Genomic DNA, 17267 nt, shown 5'->3' with positions numbered 1-17267 from the left:
TGATACCTGTCAGGGGTTGCGTGGTCGGGGTTGTGGGACCCTGCTACACGAGCTGACACTCGTGTGAGGAGTGATAAAGCCAGTGGATAGCCGAATGGTCTGGAATGGCTGACCGTAGACGGTGAGAGTCCGGTAGGTGAAATTTGCTGGTCTTCTGTGGGTGTTCCCGAGTAGCGGCGGACTCCTGTAATCTGCCGTGAATCTGCCAGGACCACCTGGTAAGCCTAAATACTTCCTGGTGACCGATAGCGGACGAGTACCGTGAGGGAATGGTGAAAAGTACCCCGGGAGGGGAGTGAAATAGTACCTGAAACCGTTCGCCTACAATCCGTCGGAGCCTTGCGGGGTGACGGCGTGCCTTTTGAAGAATGAGCCTGCGAGTTAGTGGCATGTGGCGAGGTTAACCCGTGTGGGGGAGCCGTAGCGAAAGCGAGTCTGAATAGGGCGTTTGAGTCGCATGCTCTAGACCCGAAGCGGAGTGATCTAGCCATGGGCAGGCTGAAGCGTGGGTAAGACTACGTGGAGGGCCGAACCCACCAACGTTGAAAAGTTGGGGGATGACCTGTGGTTAGGGGTGAAAGGCCAATCAAACTCCGTGATAGCTGGTTCTCCCCGAAATGCATTTAGGTGCAGCGTCGTGTGTTTCTTGCCGGAGGTAGAGCACTGGATGGTCTAGGGGGCCCACAAGCTTACTGAAATCAGCCAAACTCCGAATGCCGGTAAGTGAGAGCGCGGCAGTGAGACTGCGGGGGATAAGCTTCGTAGTCGAGAGGGAAACAGCCCAGATCACCAGCTAAGGCCCCTAAGCGTGTGCTAAGTGGAAAAGGATGTGGGGTCGCATAGACAACCAGGAGGTTGGCTTAGAAGCAGCCACCCTTTAAAGAGTGCGTAATAGCTCACTGGTCAAGTGGTTCCGCGCCGACAATGTAGCGGGGCTCAAGCACACCGCCGAAGCTGTGGCACTCACATGTTACTTCGCCAGGCCTTGATGTCTGGTGCAGGTGTGTGGGTGGGTAGGGGAGCGTCGTGCCGGGGGTGAAGCAGCGGGGTGACCTAGTTGTGGACGCGGCACGAGTGAGAATGCAGGCATGAGTAGCGAAAGAAGGGTGAGAAACCCTTCCGCCGGATGACCAAGGGTTCCAGGGCCAGGCTAATCCGCCCTGGGTGAGTCGGGACCTAAGGCGAGGCCGAGAGGCGTAGTCGATGGACAACGGGTTGATATTCCCGTACCCGCGAAGGAGCGCCCGTGATGAACCTCGTTGTGCTAACCACCCAAACCATCCAAGGTCTTCGGACTGAGGGTGGGGAGCGTGGGAACCTGGCGGGTAGTAGTCAAGCGATGGGGTGACGCAGGAAGGTAGCTGATCCCGGCCGGTGGTTGTGCCGGGGTAAGCGTGTAGGCCGGTGTGTAGGCAAATCCGCACACTATTCAGGCTGAGACGTGATGCCGAGCCGATTCAGGTGAAGTCAGTGATCCTATGCTGCCGAGAAAAGCCTCTAGCGAGTTCTGAGCGGCCCGTACCCCAAACCGACACAGGTGGTCAGGTAGAGAATACCGAGGCGATCGGGCGAACTGTGGTTAAGGAACTCGGCAAATTGCCCCCGTAACTTAGGGAGAAGGGGGGCCGGAGACGTGAAGCCCCTTGCGGGTGGAGCGTTGTATGGCCGCAGAGAGCAGGGGGAAGCGACTGTTTACTAAAAACACAGGTCCATGCGAAGAAGTAATTCGATGTATATGGACTGACGCCTGCCCGGTGCTGGAACGTTAAGGGGACCTGTTAGCTCCTTTTGGGGGGCGAAGCGGAGAACTTAAGCGCCAGTAAACGGCGGTGGTAACTATAACCATCCTAAGGTAGCGAAATTCCTTGTCGGGTAAGTTCCGACCTGCACGAATGGCGTAACGACTTCCCCACTGTCTCAACCACAGGCCCGGCGAAATTGCATTACGAGTAAAGATGCTCGTTACGCGCGGCAGGACGGAAAGACCCCGGGACCTTTACTATAGCTTGACATTGGTATCTGAGTTAGCTTGTGTAGGATAGGTGGGAGCCGGTGAAGTCCATACGCCAGTATGGGTGGAGGCAATCTTGAAATACCACTCTGGTTGATTCGGGTATCTAACTTCGGGCCGTTATCCGGTTCAGGGACAGTGTCTGGTGGGTAGTTTAACTGGGGCGGTTGCCTCCTAAAGGGTAACGGAGGCGCCCAAAGGTTCCCTCAGCCTGGTTGGCAATCAGGTGTTGAGTGCAAGTGCACAAGGGGGCTTGACTGTGAGACTGACAGGTCGAGCAGGGACGAAAGTCGGGACTAGTGATCCGGCACTTGCGTGTGGAAGCGGTGTCGCTCAACGGATAAAAGGTACCCCGGGGATAACAGGCTGATCTTCCCCAAGAGTCCATATCGACGGGATGGTTTGGCACCTCGATGTCGGCTCGTCGCATCCTGGGGCTGTAGCAGGTCCCAAGGGTTGGGCTGTTCGCCCATTAAAGCGGTACGCGAGCTGGGTTTAGAACGTCGTGAGACAGTTCGGTCCCTATCCGCCGTGCGCGTAGGATACTTGAGAAGGGCTGTCCCTAGTACGAGAGGACCGGGACGGACGAACCTCTGGTGTGCCAGTTGTCCCGCCAGGGGCACGGCTGGTTGGCTACGTTCGGAAGGGATAACCGCTGAAAGCATCTAAGCGGGAAGCCTGCTTCAAGATGAGGTATCCCACCCACCTTTGGTGGGGTAAGGCCCCCAGCTAGACGACTGGGTTGATAGGCCGGAGATGTAAGCTCGGTAACGGGTTGAGTTGACCGGTACTAATAGGCCGAGGACTTGACTACAAAGATTCTGCTCGCGTCCACTGTGCAACTCTGAACAAACAGACGCCCACCCGGTTGGGGTTGTGGGTTGTTTGATATGTTCATAGAGTTACGGCGGTCATGGCGGAGGGGAAACGCCCGGTTACATTCCGAACCCGGAAGCTAAGCCCTCCAGCGCCGATGGTACTGCACTCGGGAGGGTGTGGGAGAGTAGGACACCGCCGGACATTCTTTCGTTTCAGGGCCACCCCATGAGGGGTGGCCCTGAAACGCATTCCGGCCCGAACGCCGCCCGCAGCACCCGGATGCCGCCAGCGGTCGCAGACCCCGGACGGGATCAGGCGCGTGTCTGGATCTCCTCGCGGATCTGGCGCAGCAGGTCACCGGCGGAATCCACCGGCCGGCCCGGGAACATCGCCATCGCGACGCTGCCGTGGTCGGCCCAGCCGCAGATCGCGAAGTCGCCGCCCTCGCCGCTGGTGGTGCCGCACTTCATCACTCCGCCGAGCCGCCCGGGGGAGACCTCCCGCAGGCCGGTGACCTTCCCGGTCTCGTCCGTCATGAGGCGGAACAGGGTGTCCAGGTCGCGTTCCGGCTGCCAGAGCAGGGTCGTACCGCCGAAGATGAGCACCGACCGCTTGTCGTCCGCCGGATCCCGGTAGACGGTGCCGAAGCTGCGGTCCAGGTCGATGTCGGCGGAGAGCCCGTCGCGCAGGTAGTCGGCGGTGCTGCGGGCGCGTTCGCTGTCGTCCCGCTGTAGGCCGGCGACGGCCTCGGGGCTGGACAGCTCGGTGTCCTTCTGCTGCGCCACCCGCCAGCCGGCGATGCCGAGCGCGCCCACGCCGGCGAGGCCGGCCGCCAGGACCGCCGCGAGGACGATCCGCCGCCGCCGGGACCGGGGCGCGCGGCCGGGGCCGTCCTCCGGATCCTGGTTGCCGAGGCGGATCGGTTCCTCGGTGAGGTCGATCGGCTCGGGCTCGTCGGCGAGCGAACGCTGCGTGAGATGCGCGTCGGACATAGCCGACACCGTACGCGAACAACAGGTGGCGCACGTCAGGTCCTCGGAAGCGCTCCGTAGACTTTGAGGGTGACCGAGAGACTGGATGCCCGACGCCCCGCCGCCCCGACCCTCTCCGCCCAGTACCAGCCGGGCGAGGTAGAGCAGCGACGGTACGAGCAGTGGGTAGCCGGTGGCCGGTTCCGGGCGTCGGCCCAGAGCGACAAGCCGCCGTTCACCGTGGTCATCCCCCCGCCGAACGTCACCGGTTCGCTGCACATGGGCCACGCCTTCGAGCACACGCTGATGGACGCGCTGACCCGGCGCAAGCGGATGCAGGGCTACGAGGCGCTCTGGCTGCCGGGCATGGACCACGCCGGCATCGCCACCCAGAACCTCGTGGAGCGGCAGCTGGCGGGGGAGGGCCTGTCCCGTCACGACCTGGGCCGCGAGAAGTTCGTCGAGCGGGTGTGGCAGTGGAAGGCCGAGTCCGGCGGCGCGATCCTGGGCCAGATGCGCCGCCTCGGCGACGCCGTCGACTGGGAGCGCGAGCGTTTCACCATGGACGCGGGCCTCTCCCGGGCCGTGCAGACCATGTTCAAGAAGCTCTTCGACGACGGGCTGATCTACCGGGCCAACCGGATCATCAACTGGTGCCCGCGCTGTCTGACCGCGCTTTCCGACATCGAGGTCGAGCACACCGACGACGAGGGCGAGCTGGTCTCGATCCGCTACTCCCCCGACGTGGTGGTGGCCACCACCCGCGCCGAGACGATGCTCGGCGACACCGCCGTGGCGGTGCACCCCGACGACGAGCGGTACCAGCACCTGATCGGCACCGAGGTCGAGGTGCCGCTGACCGGCCGCCGGATCCCGATCGTGGCCGACGAGCACGTCGACCCGGCCTTCGGCACGGGCATGGTGAAGGTGACCCCGGCGCACGACCCGAACGACTTCGAGATCGGCCAGCGGCACGGCCTGCCCGCCCTGGCGATCATGGACGAGCGCGGGGTGATCACCGCTCACGGGCCGTTCCAGGGCCTCGACCGCTACGAGGCCCGGCCGGCGATCGTGGCCGCGCTGCGCGAGCAGGGCCTGATCGTGGCCGAGAAGCGGCCGTACGTGCACGCCGTCGGCCACTGCTCCCGGTGCAAGACCACGGTCGAGCCGCGGCTGTCGTTGCAGTGGTTCGTCAACACCGGCCCGCTGGCCAAGGCGGCCGGTGACGCGGTGCGCGACGGCCGGGTGAAGATCGAGCCCGCCGAGCTGGCGAAGCGGTACTTCGCGTGGGTCGACAACATGCACGACTGGTGCATCTCCCGCCAGCTGTGGTGGGGCCACCGCATCCCCGTCTGGTACGGGCCGGACGGCGAGATCGTCTGTGTCGGGCCCGACGAGGAGCCGCCGACCGGCGCGGGCTGGCACCAGGACGAGGACGTGCTGGACACCTGGTTCTCCAGCGGCCTGTGGCCGTTCTCCACGCTGGGCTGGCCGGAGCAGACGCCGGACCTGGCGAAGTTCTACCCGACCAGCGTCCTGGTCACCGGCTACGACATCCTGTTCTTCTGGGTCGCCCGGATGATGATGTTCGGCCTGTACGCGATGGACGGCCGGCAGCCGTTCGACGTCGTCGCCCTGCACGGCATGGTGCGCGACGAGCACGGCAAGAAGATGTCGAAGTCGTTCGGCAACGTGGTCGACCCGCTGGACTGGATCGACCGGTTCGGCGCCGACGCGACCCGGTTCACCCTCGCCCGGGGCGCCAACCCCGGCCAGGACGTCCCGGTCAGCGAGGACTGGTGCCAGGGCTCCCGCAACTTCTGCAACAAGCTCTGGAACGCCACCCGCTTCGCGCTGATGAACGGCGCGCACGTCGACGGCCCGCTGCCGGACGCCGGGCAGCTCTCCACCGTCGACCGGTGGATCCTGTCCCGGCTCGCGCACGTCACCGCCGAGGTGGACGAGCAGTTCGAGGCGTACGAGTTCGCGAAGGTCTGCGACCTGCTCTACCACTTCGCGTGGGACGACGTCTGCGACTGGTACGTGGAGCTGAGCAAGCCGGTGCTCGCCGAGGGCGGGCCCGCCGCCGACGCCACCCGCCGGGTGCTCGGGCACGTGCTCGACCAGTTGCTGCGGCTGCTGCACCCGGTGATCCCGTTCGTCACCGAGGAGCTGTGGATCGCCCTCACCGGCAGGGAGACCGTCATGACGGCCGCCTGGCCGGCTGCCGACCGTACCGGAATCGACGACGCCGCGGAGGGCGAGGTCGGCACCGTCCAGCGGGTGGTGACCGAGATCCGGCGCTTCCGGTCCGACCAGGGCCTGCGGCCCACCCAGCGGGTCGTCGCGCGGCTCGACGGCCTGGCCGGCGCGGGCATCGCGGGCCACGAGCGGCTGATCCGGTCGCTGGTCCGGCTCGACCCGCCCGCCGACGACTTCCAGGCCAGCGCCACCCTCGCCATGCCCGGCGAGGTGAGCGTCGCGCTGGACACCCGGGGTTCGATCGACGTGGCCGCCGAGCGGGCCCGGCTCACCAAGGACCGGGCGGCGGCCGAGAAGGAGGTCGCCCAGGCCCGGGCGAAGCTCGACAACCCGGCGTTCGTGGGGAAGGCCCCGGAGCCGGTGGTCGCCAAGATCCGGGAGCGGCTGGCCACCGCCGAGGCCGACCTGGTCCGCATCGACGCCGCTCTGGAGGCGCTGCCCTCGTGACCGACCGCACCGACCGCACCGACCGCGCCCGTGGGGGCGACGGCGGTGGCCGCACCGAGTTCGCCGAGGTGGAAGCCGCGCTCAACGGGCGCGGCTTCACCCGCATGCACTTCGAGCTGGACCGCATCGAGACGCTGCTCGACCTGCTCGGCAGCCCGCAGCGGGCGTACCCGTCGATCCACCTCACCGGGACCAACGGCAAGACCTCCACCGCCCGGATGATCGACTCGCTGCTGCGGGCGTTCGGGCTGCACACCGGCCGCTACACCAGCCCGCACCTGGAGAGCGTGCGGGAGCGGATCAGTCTCGACGGGGAGCCGGTGACCGAGGACCGGTTCGTGGCCACGTACCGCGAGGTCGCCCCCCTGGCCGAGCTGGTCGACCAGCGCTCCGCCGAGCCGCTGACGTACTTCGACATGACCACGGCGCTGGCGTTCGCGGCGTTCGCCGACGCCCCGGTGGACGTCGCCGTGGTCGAGGTGGGGCTCGGCGGCGCGGAGGACGCCACCAACGTGCTCCAGGCCGGGGTGGCGGTGCTCACCCCGATCGGGCTCGACCACACCGAGTGGCTGGGCGACACGCTCCAGGACATCGCCCTGCACAAGGCCGGGATCATCCACAAGGGCGCCACGGTCGTCTGCGCGGCGCAGGAGGAGGAGGCCGCCCGGCCGATCCTGGAACGCTGCGCCGAGGTCGGCGCTACCGTCGCCCGCGAGGGGTCCGAGTTCGGCGTGCTGCGCCGGTCGGTCGCCGTCGGCGGCCAGGTCCTGAACATCCAAGGGCTCGGCGGGGTGTACGAGGAGGTGTTCGTCCCGCTGCACGGCGCGCACCAGGCGCAGAACGCGGCGGTGGCGCTGGCCGCCGTGGAGGCGTTCCTCGGTGCGGGGGCGAAGCGGCAGCTCGACGTCGAGGCCGTCCGGGAGGGGTTCGCCTCCGTCAGCTCGCCCGGCCGGCTGGAGAAGGTGCGCACGGCGCCGACGATCCTGCTCGACGGCGCGCACAACCCGCACGGGATGGCCGCGACGGTCACCGCGTTGCAGGAGGAGTTCGCGTTCAGCAAGCTCGTCGGCGTGCTCGCCGTGCTCGGCGACAAGGACGCCGCGGGCCTGCTGGAGCTGCTGGAACCGGTGCTCGACCACCTGGTGGTCGCCCGCAACTCCTCGCCCCGGGCGATGCCGGCCGAGGAACTGGCCGGGCTGGCCCGGGAGGTCTTCGGGCCGGAACGGGTGGAGGTGGCCGAGGAGATGCCCGACGCGATCGAGGCGGCGGTGGCGCAGGCCGAGTCCGACGTGCCCGGCGAGCTGGCCGGGGTCGGCGTGCTCATCACCGGGTCGGTGGTGACCGTGGCCGACGCCCGCCGGCTGCTGAAGCGATGACGTCCCCCGAGGAGCGTCCTTCCTCCGCCTCCGCCGAGGAGGGCTCCTCCTCGCTGGCCGGGGCGGGGCAGCGGCGGTCCGGGCTGCGTAACCCCGAGGGGGCCGTGCGGGGTCTCGGCGCGGGGACGCTGGGCCTGGAGGCGCTGGTGCTGCTGCTCGCCATCCAGCCGATCCGGGTGGTCGGCGGCGAGCTCAGCGGCGCGGCCATCGCGGTGATCGTGGCGTTGGCCGTGGCGGCGGTGGCGCTCGCCGGCATGATGCGCCGGCCGTGGGCCTGGCACGCCGGCACCGTGCTCCAGGGGGCGCTGCTGCTCGCCGGGCTGCTGCACTGGTCGCTGCTGGCGCTGGGGATCATCTTCGCGCTGGTCTGGGGCTATGCCCTGCACGTGCGCCGGGTGATCCTCGGCCGCTGAGCGCTCCTCCCGTCGCGTCTTGCCGCCTGCCTCGCGCCGTCGCTTCCGGTGCGGGCGGAGGAGGTTAGGAAGGGGCCCCTGCTCTACCGAATGCGTTAACAGGGGGCCCTTCCTTGCGCCTCAGGCGTCGGCGCGGGTGCGCCACTGGGTGAGGGCGACCCCGTGGCCGTCCGGGTCGCGGAACGCGGCCGCCCACACCTCCAGCTTGGTGCCCCGGTTGACCACCCGGGGGGCGTAGGTGAAGCGGACGCCGGAGTCGCGCATCCGCTCGTACGCGCCCTGGATGTCGTCGACCTCCAGGTTGACGTGGACGAGGCGGCGGCTCATCGGGGCGGCGCCGGCGACCTCGCGCAGCACCAGCCGGGTCGCCCCGGAGGCGAGCACGGCGTTGCCGGAGCCCCGGTCGACCTCGGTGAAGCCGAGGGTGTCGCGGTAGAACTCCAGCGAGCGGCCCAGGTCGGTGACCAGCAGGGTGATGCCGACGCCGCTGATCGGGGCGGCGGCGTCGGCCGGCTCGGCCTCCGGGTCGTAGCCGAAGATCGCCTCGTCCAGCTCGGCCTGGTCCAGCGGGGCCGCCCGGGTGCCCGGGTCGTCCAGCGGCACGTCGATCGGGTCGGCAGGCGGGCGCGCCTCGACCGGGTCGGCGGGCGCGGGGCCCGCGTCGATGGTCTCCACCGGCACGGTCCGGTCGAACCGGTCGTCGGCCGGGTCGAACCGCTCCTCGGTCGCCGCGAACCGCTCCTCGGCCGGGGAACGGGGGGCCGGGGTGGCCCGGCGGGGCAACTGGCCGGTGCTCGGCTCCACCAGGGTCCCCTCCAGCACGACCGGTCCGCCGGGGCGGTGGTGCATCACGACGGGTTCCCGGTCCTCCGGCAGCGGGCCGAGGTCGTCGTGCAGCGGGTGCAGGTCGTCGGGCGCCGGCGCGTCGCGCGGGTCGTCGTGGAAGTCGTCGTCCGGGGCGCGACCGGCCCACGGCGGCGCCTCCTGCCCGATGAGCACCTCGTCGACGGGGTCGGGCGCGGCGAACTCGGGCGGCAGGTCGGCGGCCGCCGCCGCGGCGGTCTCCGAATGGGTGGGCACGTCGTCCCAGAGGACCCGGACGTGGCGCTGGTCGTCGAGGGCCACCCGGATCGGCAGGGCCTGGCCGACCGCCGGCCACTTCGCCACCGGCACCCTCGGCTCGATGATCTTCTTCGACCGGGGCGGCATGCCGGGCGCGTCGATGACCAGTTGCAGCTCGCAGCGGCCGAACGCGTACGTGGTGGGGGGCTCGGAGGCGCTGTGCACGTGCCCGATGCCGACGACCCAGGTGCGCCCGCCGCCGCGCACGGTGGCCAGCGCGATCGCCAGCACCACCAGCGCCACGCCCAGCGCCACGATCGCCCAACTGGTCATGCCCAGCCCGAACAGGACCACGAAGGTCGCCACGGTGCCGAGCACCGCGGCGATGAGCTTGCGTACCGGCGCGATGGGTCGGTTCCCGTTAGCCACAGTGGACCTCCCTGGAGTCAAGGGCCAGGCTAGGCCGGATCGGCGACCCAGGGAAAGAGCAGCCGCCGCGCCGGCGCCGGGACCGGGTCGCTAGGCTGACCGTACCCAGCCGAGCCGCCTTCCGCGCACAGGAGGAACCCAGCGTGTCCAGCAGCAGCCCGGACGAGCGCACCCTCGTCCTGATCAAGCCCGACGCGGTCCGCCGTGGCCTGGTCGGCGAGATCCTCTCCCGCTTCGAGCGCAAGGGCCTGCGGATCGACGCCATGGTGACCCGGGCGATGGACGGCGACTTCGCCGACCAGCACTATGCCGAGCACGTCGACAAGCCGTTCTACCCGCCGCTGAAGGGCTTCATGACCAGCGGCCCGCTGGTCGCCCTCGTGCTCGCCGGCGACCAGGTCATCGAGGTCGTGCGCGGCATGATCGGCAGCACCGACGGTCGTCGCGCCGCCGCCGGCACCATCCGCGGCGACTTCTCCCTGTCCAACCGGGAGAACCTGGTGCACGCCTCCGACTCGGCCGACAGCGCCAAGCGCGAGATCGCGCTCTGGTTCCCCGAGCTGGACTGAGGGCCCCCGGGCGAACTGACGGGTTTCCGACCGCGCGGGCGGTGCGGCGCCCGGTGGCCGCCTCACCCCGCCAGCCGGGTCAGCTTGTCCGGGTTGCCCACCAGGTAGAGGCCGGTGATCCGGCCGTCGGCGGCGGCCACGGCCAGCGCGTACCGCCGGCCGTCGGGCCAGTGGATGACGACCCCGGGCCGGCCGTTGAGCTCGGTCGGGGCGACCCGGGCCGCCGGCCGGCGGCGGGGCCCGTGGATGCCGGCGAAGAAGCGGGCGACCCGGTCCGCCCCGTGCACCGGGTTGCGGGCCGACCGGACCCGACCGCCGCCGTCGGCCCACACCGTGACGTCGTCGGCCACCAGGTCGGTCAGCCGGGCCAGGTCGCCGTCGCGGGCGGCGGCGAGGAACGCGTCGAGCAGCCGCCGCTGCTCGCCGGGGCCTGCGGTGAAGCGGCGGCGGCCCGCGGCGACCTTGTCCGTCGCCCGGTGGTGCAGCTGCCGGCAGTCCACCGCCGACCGGCCGACGATCCCGGCGATCTCGGCGAACGGCAGCGCGAACGCGGTGCGCAGCACGTAGACGGCGCGTTCCGGCGCGGTCAGCCGCTCCAACAGGTGCAGCAGCGCCAGCGAGAGCGAGTCGCGCAGCTCCGCGTGTTCGGCTGGCCCGAAGGGCGGCTCGACCGGCGGCCCGAACGGCGAGGGCGCGGTGGCCACGGGCTCGGGCAGCCACGTTCCGACGTACGTCTCCCGGGCCGCCTGCCGCGCGCGGAGCCGGTCGATCGCGAGCCGGGTGACCACCCGGGACAGGTAGCGGCGCGGCTCGGCCACGGCCGACCGGTCGACGCCGACCCACCGCAGGTAGGCGTCCTGGAGCACGTCCTCGGCGTCGTGCAGGCTGCCGAGCAGCCGGTACGCCAGCCCGAGCAACATCGGCCGGTGCGCGTCGAGCACGCCGGCCGCCCCCGTCGCGTCGGCTGCCGTCGTCCCGGCCGGCTCCGTCGGCGGGACCGGCGCGCGACCGGGCCGGCACCCGCTGCCGGCCAGCCACGCCCCCGGTGCCGTCACTCGTGCGTCGAGGGGCGGCGTCGGGTGGCCGCCACGATCCGGTTCCACACGTTGATGGTGGCGATCGCGACCGTCAGGTCCGCCAGCTCCCGCTCCGACCAGACCTTCGCGGCGGCGTCCCACACGTCGTCGGGCACCCCGTGCTCGCCGAGGCGGGTGAGCGCGTCGGTGAGCGCGAGCGCGGTGCGTTCCCGCTCGTCGAAGAAGGGCGCCTCCCGCCAGGCGGCCACGGCGAACAGCCGCCGGCTGGACTCGCCCACCGCGAGCGCCTCCCGGCTGTGCATGTCCACGCAGAACGCGCAGCCGTTCAGCATGGACGCCCGGAGCTTCACCAGCTCCAGCACGGTGTGGTCGACGTTGTCCCGGGCGTAGCGCTCCAGCCCGGACACCGCCCGGTAGGCCTCCGGCGCCACCGCCGTCAGGTCGATCCGGCTCATCGTGTCTCCCCTCGTCGTGAGCATGCACCCGGGACGACGGCCGACGGGGGCCCGGATGTGACAGCCCGCGGTGTGACACGCGTCATCCCGGCGGCGCGCGGGGTCACGGCCGCCCCGACTGGTCAGTCGGCCTTTCCCCGCCGGTCATCCGGCCCGTCGCGACAGCACACCTGCCCCCGGTACACCACTGGTGACCAACTTCCCGTGGAGGGGACAGATGACTTCTCTCGACCGACGTACCCTGCTGCGCGCCGGCCTCGCGACCGGGGCGGGCCTGGCCGGCGGCACGCTGTTCGGCGCGGCCGACGGCCGGGCTGCCGGTGCCGGGGCGACCCCGCCGGCCGGCGCGCCCGCCTGGCGGCCCGCCGGCCGGCCCGTGCTCACCCACGGCGTGCAGAGCGGCGACGTCACGGCCGACTCGGCGCTGGTGTGGACCCGCGCCGACCGGCCGGGCCGGATGTGGGTGGAGGTGAGCCGCCGGCCCGACCTGCGCGGCGCGCGGCTGCTGCGCGGCCCGGTGCTCGACCCGTCCGCCGACTTCACCGGCCGGGTGCGGGTGCGCGGCCTGCCGTGCGGCGAGCGGCTGCACTACCGGGTGTCGGTGGAGAGCCTGGACCGGCACGGGGTGCGCAGCGAGCCGCTGGTCGGCTCGTTCGCCACCGCGCCCGGCGCGCACGGCCGGCGGGGCGTGCGGTTCGTCTGGACCGGCGACATCGCCGGGCAGGGGTGGGGCATCGCCCCCGACTTCGGCGGGATGCGGATCTTCCAGGCGATGCGGTCCGTCCGCCCCGACTTCTTCCTGTGCAACGGCGACACCGTGTACGCCGACGGGCCGCTCGCCGAGACGGTGACGCTGCCCGACGGCCGGATCTGGCGCAACCTGGTCACCCCGGAGAAGAGCAAGGTCGCCGAGACCCTCGCCGAGTACCGGGGGCAGTTCGCGTACAACCTGCTCGACGAGCACCTGCGCGCGTTCGTCGCCGAGGTGCCGCAGGTCAACCAGTGGGACGACCACGAGGTGACCAACAACTGGTATCCCGGGGAGTTCCTGGCCGACGCCCGGTACACCGAGCAGCGGGTCGACGTGCTCGCCGCGCGGGCCCGGCAGGCGTTCGGCGAGTGGCTGCCGGTGCCGGCGGGCGGGCCGCTGTACCGGAAGCTGTCGTACGGGCCGCTGCTGGACGTGTTCGTGCTGGACATGCGCACCTACAAGGACCCCAACGACGGCAACACGTACGCCGACCCGTTGCGCGGCCTGCTCGGCCGGGAGCAGCGGGCGTGGCTGGTCCGGGAGCTGAAGCGGTCCCGGGCGACGTGGAAGGTGATCGCCAACGACCTGCCGATCGGCCTGGTGGTGCCGGACGGGGCGGCGCAGGAGGGCGTGGCGCAGGGCGACCCCGGCGCGCCCGCCGGGCGGGAGCTGGAGTTCGCCGAGGTGCTGGGCGCGACGCACCGGGCCGGGGTGACCGGCATGGTGTTCCTCACCGCCGACGTGCACTACACGGCGGCGCACCACTACGACCCGGCGCGGGCGGCGGTGGCCGACTTCACCCCGTTCTGGGAGTTCGTCTCCGGGCCGGCGCACGCGGGCGCGTTCGGGCCGAACGCCCTGGACGGCACGTTCGGCCCGCAGGCGGTCTTCGTCAACGCCCCGCCGCGGGCGAACACGTCGCCGGCCGAGGGCTTCCAGCACTTCGGCGAGGTGGCCATCGACGGGGAGTCGGGCGCGTTCACGGTGCACCTGCGCGACCGCGACGGGGCCTCGCTCTGGACCACCACCCTGCCCGCCCCGGGCCGCTGACCCGATCCCGACCCGGTCCGCGGGCGGTTGCCGTGGCGCGCGAGACGGCAACCGCCCCCGGGGCCGGGCGGAGCGATTAAGTCGGCGGCGGGCGACGACGCCGATCGCGTATCCTTGACCCTCAGCAAGGCGACGACCCGGCCATCACCGGTGAGCCTCCGGAAGAACAGCCGGCGCAACCCGGCCCAGTAGAACCGGACGGGTCCGGCCCGTCACAGCCGGCAACGAGCGGGCGGTCGATCCTGGCCGCCAAGCGGGGTGGTACCGCGGGCCTGCCCCGGCGCGCCGGCGACGGCGTACCGGAGGAGGGCTCGTCCTCGCAGACCCACACTGAGTGAGCTGCGCGAGGAGAGCGACCCCCGATGGCCTATCCGTTGCACGACCCGACCGCCGCCGGCGTCCCGGCGAGCCCCGACCTGCCCGCGGTCGAGCGCCGGGTGCTGGAGCACTGGGCGGCCGACAAGACCTTCGAGGCGTCCGTCGAGGCCCGCCCCGCCGGTGAGAACGGCAAGAACGAGTACGTCTTCTACGACGGCCCGCCGTTCGCCAACGGCCTGCCGCACTACGGCCACCTCTTCACGGGGTACGTCAAGGACGCGGTGCCCCGCTACCAGACGATGCGCGGCCGGCACGTCGAGCGGCGCTTCGGCTGGGACTGCCACGGCCTGCCGGCCGAGGTCGTCGCCGAGAAGCAGCTCGGCATCACCAGCAAGGCGGAGATCCTCGACCTGGGCGTGGCCCGGTTCAACGAGGCGTGCCGCGCCTCGGTGCTGGAGTTCACCCAGGACTGGGAGCGGTACGTCACCCGGCAGGCCCGCTGGGTCGACTTCGCCAACGACTACAAGACCCTCGACCTGGACTACATGGAAAGCGTCATGTGGGCCTTCAAGACCCTGCACGACAAGGGCCTGGTCTACGAGGGCTTCCGGGTGCTGGCGTACTGCTGGCGGTGCGAGACCCCGCTGTCGAACACCGAGACCCGGATGGACGACGTCTACAAGGACCGGCACGACCCCACGCTGACCGTGTGGTTCGGGCTGACCGCCGACGACGCCGCCCCCGAGCTGCTGCGCGGGCCGGTGAAGCTGGGCGTGTGGACCACGACGCCGTGGACGCTGCCGTCGAACCTGGCGCTCGCCGTCGGCCCCGACATCGAGTACGCGGTGCTGGAGCGCGACGGCGACCGGTTCGTGGTCGGGGCGGCGCGGCTGGGCGCGTACGCGAAGGAGCTGGAGGGCTACGAGCAGGTCGGCACCGTGTCCGGCCGCGACCTCGTCGGCCGCCGCTACACCCCGCTGTACGACTTCCTCGTCTCCCGGGCCGGCGAGAACGCCTACCAGGTGCTCGGGGCGGAGTTCGTCACCACCGAGGACGGCACCGGGATCGTCCACCTCGCCCCCGCCTTCGGCGAGGACGACCAGAACGTCTGCAACGCGGCCGGCATCCCGACCGTCGTCACCGTCGACGACCACACCCGGTTCACCGCGCTGGTCCCGCCCTACGAGGGCGAGCAGGTCTTCGACGTCAACAAGCCGGTGATCCGGGAGCTGAAGGATCGGGGGGTGGTGCTGCGGCAGGACACCTACACCCACTCCTACCCGCACTGCTGGCGCTGCGACACCCCGCTGGTCTACAAGGCGGTGTCGTCGTGGTTCGTGGCGGTGACGCGGTTCAAGGACCGGATGGTCGAGCTGAACCAGCAGATCAACTGGACGCCGGGGCACATCAAGGACGGCTCGTTCGGCAAGTGGCTGGCCAACGCCCGGGACTGGTCGATCAGCCGCAACCGGTTCTGGGGCTCGCCGATCCCGGTGTGGAAGTCCGACGACCCGAACCACCCGCGCGTCGACGTCTACGGCTCGCTGGACGAGATCGAGCGGGACTTCGGCGTGCGCCTGACCGACCTGCACCGGCCGGCGGTCGACGACCTGGTGCGCCCCAACCCGGACGACCCGACCGGCAAGTCGACCATGCGCCGGGTGCCGGAGGTGCTGGACTGCTGGTTCGAGTCCGGCTCGATGCCGTTCGCCCAGGTGCACTACCCGTTCGAGAACGCGGACTGGTTCGAGCACCACTACCCGGGCGACTTCATCGTCGAGTACATCGGGCAGACCCGCGGCTGGTTCTACACCATGCACGTGCTGGCCACGGCGCTGTTCGACCGGCCGGCGTTCCGCAACTGCCTCAGCCACGGCATCCTGCTCGGCTCCGACGGGCGCAAGATGTCCAAGAGCCTGCGCAACTACCCGGACGTCTACCACGTCTTCGACTCGTACGGCTCCGACGCGATGCGCTGGATGCTGATGTCGTCGCCGGTGCTGCGCGGCGGGGACATGCCGGTCACCGAGGGGTCGATCCGCGACGCCGTCCGGCAGGTGCTGCTGCCGCTGTGGAACGTGTGGTACTTCTTCTCGCTCTACGCCAACGCCGACGGCCACACCGCCCGGCGGCGGGTGGACTCCACCCACCTGCTCGACCGGTACGTGCTGGCGAAGACCAACGAGTTGGTCGCCACGGCGCAGGCGCAGCTCGACGCGTACGACATCTCGGGGGCCTGCGCGACGGTCCGGTCGTTCCTCGACGCGCTGACCAACTGGTACGTCCGCCGGTCCCGCGACCGGTTCTGGTCCGGTGACGCCGACGCGTTCGACACGCTCTGGACGGTGCTGGAGACGCTGTGCCGGGTGGTGGCCCCGCTGGCGCCGCTGACCGCCGAGGAGATCTGGCGCGGCCTCACCGGCGAACGGTCGGTGCACCTGACCGACTGGCCGGCGGCCGAGGAGTTCCCCGCCGACCACGAGCTCGTCGCGGCGATGGACGCCGTCCGGGACGTCTGCTCGGCGGCGCTGTCGCTGCGCAAGGCCAAGGGGCTGCGGGTGCGGCTGCCGCTGTCGAAGCTGACCGTCGCCTCGCCGGTGGCGGCGCAGCTGCGCCCGTTCGCCGACCTGGTCGCCGACGAGGTCAACGTGAAGGCCGTGGAGTTCTCCGAGGAGGTCGCCAGCTACTGCCAGCAGGTGCTGACCGTGGTGCCCCGGGCGCTCGGGCCCCGCGTCGGCAAGCAGGTGCAGCAGGTGATCAAGGCGGTCAAGGCGGGCGAGTGGGAGCTGGTCGACGGCGCCCCCGTCGCCGCCGGGGTCACCCTCGCCGAGGGCGAGTACGAGCTGCGCCTCGTCGCCGCCGACGCCGAGCACTCCGCGCCGCTGCCCGGCGCGCAGGGCGTGGTCGTGCTCGACACGGCGGTCACTCCGGAGCTGGCCGCCGAGGGGCTGGCCCGCGACGTGGTGCGGGTGGCGCAGCAGGCCCGCCGCGACGCCGACCTGGACGTGTCGGACCGGATCGCGCTGACGCTGTCGGCGTCGGCGGAGGTCCGGGCGGCGGTGGCGGCGTACCGGGACTTCGTGGCCCGCGAGGTGCTCGCCGACGCGATCGAGGTGGTGGCGGAGGACGCCGACCTCGCCGACCGCGCCGGTCGGCCCGGCTTCGCCGGTGAGGTCGGCGACGGCGAGGGCGTGACGGTCGCGGTGCGCCGCGCCTGAGCTGTAAGGAGGGGCCCCCTGTTAACGCTTTCTGTATAGGAGGGGGCCCCTCCTAACCGCCCCGGGCCGCGTCGCGCGG

10 protein-coding genes and 2 rRNA genes (1 of these 12 running past the window's edge) are annotated in these 17267 nt (G+C 70.6%); 8 read left to right on the top strand and 4 right to left on the bottom strand.

Annotation, left to right across the window (positions count from 1 at the left end):
- Window positions 1–2825, top strand: a 23S ribosomal RNA gene (locus O7633_RS12130) (it extends 287 nt beyond the left edge of the window).
- Between the two features lie 89 nt (window positions 2826–2914).
- Window positions 2915–3031: ribosomal RNA gene (gene rrf / locus O7633_RS12125) — 5S ribosomal RNA — on the top strand.
- Window positions 3032–3141: 110 nt separating this feature from the next.
- Here the strand turns inward: rrf and O7633_RS12120 are convergent.
- The gene (locus O7633_RS12120; RefSeq protein WP_282327894.1) at window positions 3142–3822 is read right to left on the bottom strand and encodes a hypothetical protein; all 681 of its coding nucleotides are present in this window, start codon (window positions 3820–3822) and stop codon (window positions 3142–3144) included.
- Between the two features lie 69 nt (window positions 3823–3891).
- Between O7633_RS12120 and O7633_RS12115 the strand changes: the two genes are divergently transcribed.
- The 3 genes from O7633_RS12115 to O7633_RS12105 all read left to right on the top strand — a co-directional run bounded on the left by O7633_RS12115 (window position 3892) and on the right by O7633_RS12105 (window position 8299).
- On the top strand, window positions 3892–6510 hold the full coding sequence (locus O7633_RS12115) for a valine--tRNA ligase (protein ID WP_282327893.1): 2619 nt from the start codon (window positions 3892–3894) through the stop codon (window positions 6508–6510).
- A 104-nt stretch (window positions 6511–6614) separates the two neighbouring features.
- Window positions 6615–7886 (top strand): folylpolyglutamate synthase/dihydrofolate synthase family protein, encoded by a 1272-nt coding sequence (locus O7633_RS12110; RefSeq protein WP_278136228.1) that lies wholly within the window; start codon window positions 6615–6617, stop codon window positions 7884–7886.
- Window positions 7883–8299, top strand: coding sequence for a DUF4233 domain-containing protein (locus tag O7633_RS12105; protein WP_278128803.1), 417 nt, complete (start codon window positions 7883–7885; stop codon window positions 8297–8299). The genes O7633_RS12110 and O7633_RS12105 overlap by 4 nt, the downstream gene beginning before the upstream one ends.
- A gap of 120 nt (window positions 8300–8419) precedes the next feature.
- Here the strand turns inward: O7633_RS12105 and O7633_RS12100 are convergent, their stop codons facing one another.
- A complete protein-coding gene (locus O7633_RS12100) occupies window positions 8420–9790 on the bottom strand; it encodes a VOC family protein (protein ID WP_282327892.1) in 1371 nt (456 codons plus the stop codon).
- Window positions 9791–9933: 143 nt separating this feature from the next.
- On the opposite strand from O7633_RS12100, the gene ndk reads away from it, so the two are divergent.
- Window positions 9934–10359 (top strand): nucleoside-diphosphate kinase, encoded by a 426-nt coding sequence (ndk, locus tag O7633_RS12095; RefSeq protein WP_074474547.1) that lies wholly within the window; start codon window positions 9934–9936, stop codon window positions 10357–10359.
- A gap of 62 nt (window positions 10360–10421) precedes the next feature.
- Here the strand turns inward: ndk and sigJ are convergent, their stop codons facing one another.
- Window positions 10422–11462 carry an RNA polymerase sigma factor SigJ gene (gene sigJ, locus O7633_RS12090; RefSeq protein WP_282327891.1) on the bottom strand — a complete coding sequence of 347 codons (1041 nt, stop codon included), beginning with the start codon at window positions 11460–11462 and terminating at the stop codon, window positions 10422–10424.
- The gene (locus tag O7633_RS12085; protein WP_282327890.1) at window positions 11411–11851 is read right to left on the bottom strand and encodes a carboxymuconolactone decarboxylase family protein; all 441 of its coding nucleotides are present in this window, start codon (window positions 11849–11851) and stop codon (window positions 11411–11413) included. The genes sigJ and O7633_RS12085 overlap by 52 nt, the downstream gene beginning before the upstream one ends.
- 217 nt (window positions 11852–12068) lie before the next feature.
- Between O7633_RS12085 and O7633_RS12080 the strand changes: the two genes are divergently transcribed.
- Window positions 12069–13652 carry an alkaline phosphatase D family protein gene (locus O7633_RS12080; protein ID WP_282327889.1) on the top strand — a complete coding sequence of 528 codons (1584 nt, stop codon included), beginning with the start codon at window positions 12069–12071 and terminating at the stop codon, window positions 13650–13652.
- A gap of 362 nt (window positions 13653–14014) precedes the next feature.
- Window positions 14015–17188, top strand: a complete 3174-nt coding sequence (gene ileS, locus O7633_RS12075) for an isoleucine--tRNA ligase (protein WP_282327888.1) — start codon at window positions 14015–14017, stop codon at window positions 17186–17188.
- Window positions 17189–17267: the final 79 nt, after the last annotated feature.

The sequence above is a fragment of the Micromonospora sp. WMMD712 genome, assembly GCF_029581295.1.
Classification (GTDB): Bacteria; Actinomycetota; Actinomycetes; order Mycobacteriales; family Micromonosporaceae; genus Micromonospora; species Micromonospora carbonacea.
This window is presented reverse-complemented; position numbering and strand designations above follow the sequence as displayed.